At 64.5% G+C, this 2037-nt stretch carries 1 protein-coding gene; it reads right to left on the bottom strand.

Going from position 1 to position 2037, the window contains the following annotated elements:
- Positions 1–51 precede the first annotated feature (51 nt).
- Positions 52–1875 (bottom strand): ABC transporter ATP-binding protein, encoded by a 1824-nt coding sequence (locus tag B2V21_RS16115; protein ID WP_286917372.1) that lies wholly within the window; start codon positions 1873–1875, stop codon positions 52–54.
- Positions 1876–2037: the final 162 nt, after the last annotated feature.

A 2037-nucleotide genomic window follows, 5' to 3' on the forward strand; every position in this document is an offset into this window, starting at 1 on the left:
CGGGTCTCTGCCCGCGAAGGGGCCTGGCCTGCTTAGCGCGCTCCCACCGGACTACGCCAACGCCAGCTCCTCGTCGTACGGGTTCTGGGCCTGGCGGCTCCAGAGGCGGAAGTACTGGCCCTGCTGGGCCAGCAGGTCGTCGTGGGAGCCGTCTTCGATGATGCGGCCGTCTTCGAACACCAGGATGCGGTCCAGGTGGGCAACCGTCGACAGCCGGTGGGCGACGACGATCACGGTCTTGTCCTGCATGATTTCGTCGAGCTTCTCCTGGATGAACCGTTCGGTGATCGAGTCCAGCGCCGAAGTCGCCTCGTCCATCACCAGAATGGGCGCGTTCTTGAGCAACACCCGGGCGATGGCGATGCGTTGGCGTTGGCCACCGGAAAGCTTCACGCCACGTTCACCCACCAGCGACTCGGCGCCCTGGTCCATGCCGTCGATGAACGCGCTCGCACCGGCGCGGTGGATGGCCTGGGCCAGTTCCTGAGGGCTGGCATCCAGACGACCGTAGTTGATGTTTTCGGCGATGCTGCGGTGAAACAGGCCCGGTTCCTGAGGGATCAGGCCGATCTGCTGATGCAGTGAATGCTGGGTCACCCTGCGCACATCCTGGCCATCGATCAACACCTGCCCTTGATTGACGTCGTACAGACGCAACAGCAGGTTGAGCAGCGACGACTTGCCCGAGCCGGAAGTGCCGACCAGGCCAACCCGCTGTCCCGCCGGGATGGACAACTGCAGATGCTCGAACACCGGCTTCTGCGGCGAATAGCCAAAGCTTACATCGCGAAACTCGATGGCCCCGCGCACCGCGGCGAGCGGCTGCGCGTCGGGCTCGTCCACCACTTCATGGGGGCGGATCAAGGTGCGCACGCCGTTGGCGATGTTGCCGGTGGCCTCGAAGAAATCCAGGAAGCGCCGCGACAGGTTGGCGACGTCGGTGATGATCAACAGCGACAGGCTGGTGGCCATCACGAAAGTCGCGATGTCGATACTGCCCAGGCGCCAGAGGTACAGGGCGATCAGCAGCATGCCGACCTTGAGTGACATTCCGCAGATCGACTGGAACCAGCGGATTTTCTCCATGTAGCCGAACGAGCGGCCGGCGGCCTTCAACTCGCGGTCCAGGTAATCGCCCAGGTAGCGATGTTCGAACGAATGCCGGGCGAACAGGCGGATGTTGGTCAGGTTGGACACCGCATCCACCACCTTGCCGTTGCTGGTGCTGCGCGCCGCCGAGTATTGCTGGGACAGCGGGTGACTGCGCTTGGCCAGGAAATAGCAGACGGTGATGAACGCCACCGACCAGCCGAGCATGAACAGCGCCAGCCAGACCGACGCTGTGGCCAATACCGCCACGGCCAGGGTCAGGGTGACCAGCAGCGGAATCAGGTCGAACAGCAACAGCGCCAGCGCCTGGCCCACGCCCATGGAGACTTCGGAGATCTTGTGCGCCAGGGCACCGGCGAATTCGCTGCTGACGAAGCGATGGGAGTGGCGCTGCAGGTAGGCGTAGACCGCGTGGGTCACGGTGCGCCGTTGCAGTGGCAAGACGCGGATATGCGCGCCGGTGGCGCCGCGGGTACACAGCACTTCGAGCACCAGCAGGCCGGCGAACAGCAGCAGCGGCTTGCTCAAGGTCTGCCAGTTGAGGTTGTCCGCGCTGGCGGTGCTGACCACGCGGGTGATCTGCCCCAGCACCCAGGGCACCAGCACCGTGCAGGTCACTGCCACTACCTGCAACAGCAGGATCGCCAGGTACCAACCGCGGAAATGGCCGACGAAGAAACGGGCGAAGGCGAAAGGTGTCTCCGGCAGCGAGTGGATGTTCCAGCTGCGCAGGGCGTGTTGACGTTCCTTGTACGAGGGTTTCAAACGGTAGTCTCCAAGTGTCAGCGGCGCGGGCCGCGGTTGGGGTGTTGCGTTTCTACTGATACACCGCGTATACCGCCGACGCGGCTCGCGCCGCTGCTACAGAGGAACGCGTGGACCGTGCGTCCGGTTTGGCGAGCGGGCCGTGTAGCAGCGGCGCAAGCC

This window comes from Pseudomonas sp. UBA6276 (assembly GCF_002438365.1).
Taxonomy (GTDB): domain Bacteria; phylum Pseudomonadota; class Gammaproteobacteria; order Pseudomonadales; family Pseudomonadaceae; genus Aquipseudomonas; species Aquipseudomonas coleopterorum.